General features: G+C 68.9%; 7 protein-coding genes. 2 read left to right on the top strand and 5 right to left on the bottom strand.

Going from position 1 to position 3,752, the window contains the following annotated elements; all coding sequences use genetic code 11:
* The 5 genes from HV711_RS32965 to HV711_RS32945 all read right to left on the bottom strand — a co-directional run.
* Window positions 1-177 (bottom strand): pyridoxal-phosphate dependent enzyme (locus HV711_RS32965; RefSeq protein WP_175145663.1); only part of this gene is annotated, 177 nt, incomplete at its 3' end.
* Window positions 178-323: 146 nt separating this feature from the next.
* Complete coding sequence (locus tag HV711_RS32960) at window positions 324-695, bottom strand: hypothetical protein (RefSeq protein WP_035484196.1); 372 nt, start codon at window positions 693-695, stop codon at window positions 324-326.
* Window positions 696-732: 37 nt separating this feature from the next.
* Window positions 733-909, bottom strand: a complete 177-nt coding sequence (locus HV711_RS32955; protein ID WP_175145662.1) for a hypothetical protein — start codon at window positions 907-909, stop codon at window positions 733-735.
* A gap of 67 nt (window positions 910-976) precedes the next feature.
* Complete coding sequence (locus HV711_RS32950; protein ID WP_028361911.1) at window positions 977-1,180, bottom strand: hypothetical protein; 204 nt, start codon at window positions 1,178-1,180, stop codon at window positions 977-979.
* Window positions 1,181-1,274: 94 nt separating this feature from the next.
* On the bottom strand, window positions 1,275-1,796 hold the full coding sequence (locus tag HV711_RS32945) for a hypothetical protein (RefSeq protein ID WP_035484194.1): 522 nt from the start codon (window positions 1,794-1,796) through the stop codon (window positions 1,275-1,277).
* Between HV711_RS32945 and HV711_RS32940 the strand changes: the two genes are divergently transcribed.
* Window positions 1,795-3,156, top strand: a complete 1,362-nt coding sequence (locus HV711_RS32940) for an SDR family oxidoreductase (protein WP_035484192.1) — start codon at window positions 1,795-1,797, stop codon at window positions 3,154-3,156. The two genes, HV711_RS32945 and HV711_RS32940, sit on opposite strands and share 2 nt — an antisense overlap.
* A gap of 7 nt (window positions 3,157-3,163) precedes the next feature.
* On the top strand, window positions 3,164-3,628 hold the full coding sequence (locus tag HV711_RS32935) for a DUF2269 family protein (protein WP_035484190.1): 465 nt from the start codon (window positions 3,164-3,166) through the stop codon (window positions 3,626-3,628).
* Window positions 3,629-3,752 lie beyond the last annotated feature (124 nt).

Below are 3,752 nucleotides of genomic sequence, written 5' to 3'. Positions count from 1 at the left end.
CTTGTTGTACGCGCCGCGTACCTTGAACGAGAACACCGGCTGGTTGTCCTCGCGCTTCAGATAGACGGGATTGCGCAGACGCGCCGACAGATGCGGCGCGCGTTCGAGCTCCGTCTCGCGGGCCACGTCGTAGACGCGCGCGGTGAGGGTTTTTTTCAGGTAGTCGTGGGAGGCCATGCGAGTGGCGCGATGCGCTGTGGAAGGCGGAAAAGCATCCATGATAGCGCCAACGGTGCGCGCACCGGCCCCGCAGTGGTCCTGAGCTGGTCCGAGCGGCATCGGGCCCCGCGATGAGGCCCGCGCCGGTTCAGTCTGCAAGCGTGCTAGAAGATATGCGGCGGCTTGCCGTCAGTGAGCTCGCGCGGCAACGGTTCGTCGAGCTGCCACTCGACGTGCGGCAGCGCAAACAGGTCGCCGTGAAAATCGACCGGGGCTTCGCTGGTGAAAAGCCCGTCGAGATAGTCGAAACTCATTTGCGAAGAGACGGCGCGCAGCGCGGCATCCACCGAATGCGACGGTTGCAGTTCGGGCGGGTCGACGTCGAGCCGTACGGCGTAGCGGTCGGCTTTCGTTTCGAGCGCGCCGATGTCGATCAGCTTGCCGTCGACATTTTGTGCAAGGACGCGCTCGCCGTTCGCGAACAGCCGGAAAGTGGCCCGTAGCGCCGCGGATGCGGCGGGTTGATTGCTTGCCATCGCGATTCTCCTTGTGGTCTTGCGTTGGGGGTGCGGCCTAGCCGTCCTCGCCGACTTCGTTCGGATCGGGCAGGTCCGCGCCGCGGCCGGGGTCGGGCGGCGCGGGCTCATCTCTCGCCGACTGGTTCTGCTCGTCGGACAGGCGGCGGTCGCCGGCCGTCGGATCGTTCGGCGTTTGACGCGGCGGCGTCGGGCGGGCGGATTCGCTTGTCATGGGAACTCCTGGTCGTGGCGGTTGCTGGCGCTTGCAGTCAGCGCTGTCGTTCCGGCGCAAGCCCGGCTCAGTCCGGCGCACGCGTGCGATCCGCGTCGCTTTGCGAGCCGGGCGGGGTGCCGGGCTTGGTGTCGGGGCCGGCCGTCGGGGCGGCGTCTTCGAGACGGTGGTTCTCGGGCCGCTCATCCGAGCCGTCGCTCGGAATGTTCTCCGTGTGGCCGGGCAGCGGTTGCTGTTCGATGTGCCTGGTTGGCGGTTCGGGATCTGGCATGCTGAGCCTCCGTGATGGCTGATTCGTCGCAGTGAATCAGCATCCCGCGTGCCGCGCTGCCGCAAGTCGGGGATGGATGTCCGCAAGCCACGGGTCATGGGCGCGCGGCGGCGACGCGCCGTCTCCGGCAAAAATCTTCGACCACAAACGGCGCCACCAGCCCGGCGCCGAATGCCATATACACGACGGTGATCTGCGGCACGCGCAAGTGAAACTCGAAGCCCGGCGTAAAGCGCTTCGGCACGATCACGTAGTCGCTGAAGGCGGCGACCACCGTCAACGCACTCGCGAGCGCAACGCGTCGCCCGTGCTCGGCGCGCGAGGCGCGGGCGGCTTCGACAGTCTCCTGCACGGCCGCCAGCGTGTACGCATTCACGGCGGCCCAGCCAATCGACATCAGATGATGGATCGCCAGCCCCGTCACCAGATGGCGCGGGCGCGGGCGGGCCGTCTGGTTCACTTCTTGCGGCCACACCCAGTGGCTCACGGCGCTGACCGGCGCGGTCGCGCGCTTGCCGATGAGGCGCGCGCAGGCGCCGAGCGCGAGCGTCGAGAGCGCGCCGGCAACGAGCCCCGGCAGCACGATGTCTTCTAATGGTCGAACGTCCAGAGCCATGGTGATTTTCCTTGCAGGTGCTACCGGCATGATCGGCGCCCGGGTCGCGCAGGCGCTTGTCGCGACGGGCCATTCCGTCGTGTGCGGCGTGCGGGATCCCGTGGCCGCCGCACAGCGCTTGCGCGGCTGCAGGCTCGTGCACGTGGACTTCGCCGCTGCCCGCGATGTAGCAAGCTGGATGCCGCTCCTGGCGGGCGTCGACGTGGTGATCAATGCCGTGGGCATTTTCAGCGACGCGACCGGCCACGACTTCCGGCGCTTGCATACCGAAGCGCCGATCGCGCTCTTCAAAGCCGCCGTCACCGCGGGCGTGCGGCGCATCGTGCAGATTTCCGCGCTCGGCGCCGATGCCAGCGCGCAAACCGCCTATCACCGCAGCAAGCTCGCCGCCGACGAGGCGCTGCTTGCGCTGCCGGTGTCGTCGCTGATCGTGCAGCCCTCGCTCGTCTTTGCGCCCGAGGGCCGCAGCACGCGCTTTTTCGCCGCGTGGGCCACGCTGCCAGCGGTGCCGCTGCCGGGTTCGGGTGCTCAGCGCATCCAGCCGGTTCATATCGACGATGTCGTCGAACTGATCGTGGCGGGGGCGCTGGCCGCACCGGACCTCGATAGGCCAGGCGCGACGGCGGGGCCGCCGCGCCGCGTCCCCGCCGTTGGCAGGGAGCCGATGACATTGAAGGACTATCTGGCCGTCTTGCGTCGCGTAGCGGGCGGCCCGCGCGGCTGGGTCGTGCCGGTGCCGATGGCGCTCGTCCGGTTCGCCACGCGGCTCGGCGCGCTGCTGCCCGGCTCGCTGATGAACGCCGACGCGCTCGCGATGCTCGAGCGCGGCAACGTCGCGCCGACCGAGCGCTTCGAGCGGCTGGTCGGCCGGCCGCCGCGCGCGTTGTCCGACATGCCCGCAGACCCCGAAAGCTTCGGCACACCGGTGCGCCTCACGTGGCTGCTGCCTTTGCTGCGGGCATCGATCGCGGCGGTGTGGATCTGGACCGCGATGGTGTCCGCGGGCCTCTACCCGCGCGCGTCGAGCCTCGAACTGCTCGCGCGGGTCGGCGCGCCCGCTGCGCTGGGGCCGTTGCTGCTCTATGGAGCGGCATTGCTGGACCTGGTGTTGGGCGTGCTCTCGCTCGCGTGGCCGCGCCGCCTCGGGTCGCGCGCGCGCCTTTGGGTCTTGCAGATCGCGCTGATTGTGATGTACACGGCGCTGATCAGCTGGCGCCTGCCCGAGTTCTGGCTGCATCCGTATGGGCCGCTCTCGAAGAACCTGCCCATGATCGCGCTGCTGATCCTGCTGATCCAGTTCGACGGCGGCTCAGCCGCGCGGCCGCGGCGGGACGCGGCCGGCCGTTCGCCACCTTCTTGAGTGAGCCATGACTTACCTCGTCATCAAATGGCTGCATATGCTTTCGTCGACGATTCTGTTCGGCACCGGCATCGGCTCCGCCTTTTACATGCTGCTGACGAGCCTCGGCCGCGATCCGCGGACGATCGCGCGCGTGACAAAGCTCGTCGTGCTCGCCGACTGGCTGTTTACGACGCCCACGGCGATCATCCAGCCCGCCACCGGGCTCTACCTCGTGCATCTCGCGAACATGCCGCTCGCAAGCCGCTGGCTCGCCTGGTCGATCGCGCTATATGTGCTGGCGATTGCCTGCTGGCTGCCGGTCGTGTTTCTGCAGATGCGCCTTGCCGCGTCGGCGCGGGTCAGCGCCGAGAGCGGCGGTCCGCTCACCGCCGCCTACTGGCGAATGCTGTGGATCTGGGTCGCGCTCGGCGCGCTCGCGTTCTTCGCTTTTCTCGGCATTTTCTGGCTGATGGTGACAAAGCTCGCCTGATCCGGCGCTGCATGTGACCGCCTGACGCGGCGCGTGCCGCAGTAGCAGGCCGCACGGCGTGCCCGCAAGCCGCAGCGGGGCCGCACGCGGGCCGCACCGGCGCAGCACCGGCGCCGCACCGGCG

The organism is Paraburkholderia phenoliruptrix, from assembly GCF_902859825.1.
GTDB classification, from domain to species: Bacteria; Pseudomonadota; Gammaproteobacteria; order Burkholderiales; family Burkholderiaceae; genus Paraburkholderia; species Paraburkholderia phenoliruptrix.
Note: the sequence above shows the minus strand (reverse complement) of the source record. Positions and strands in the feature narration are given on the sequence as shown.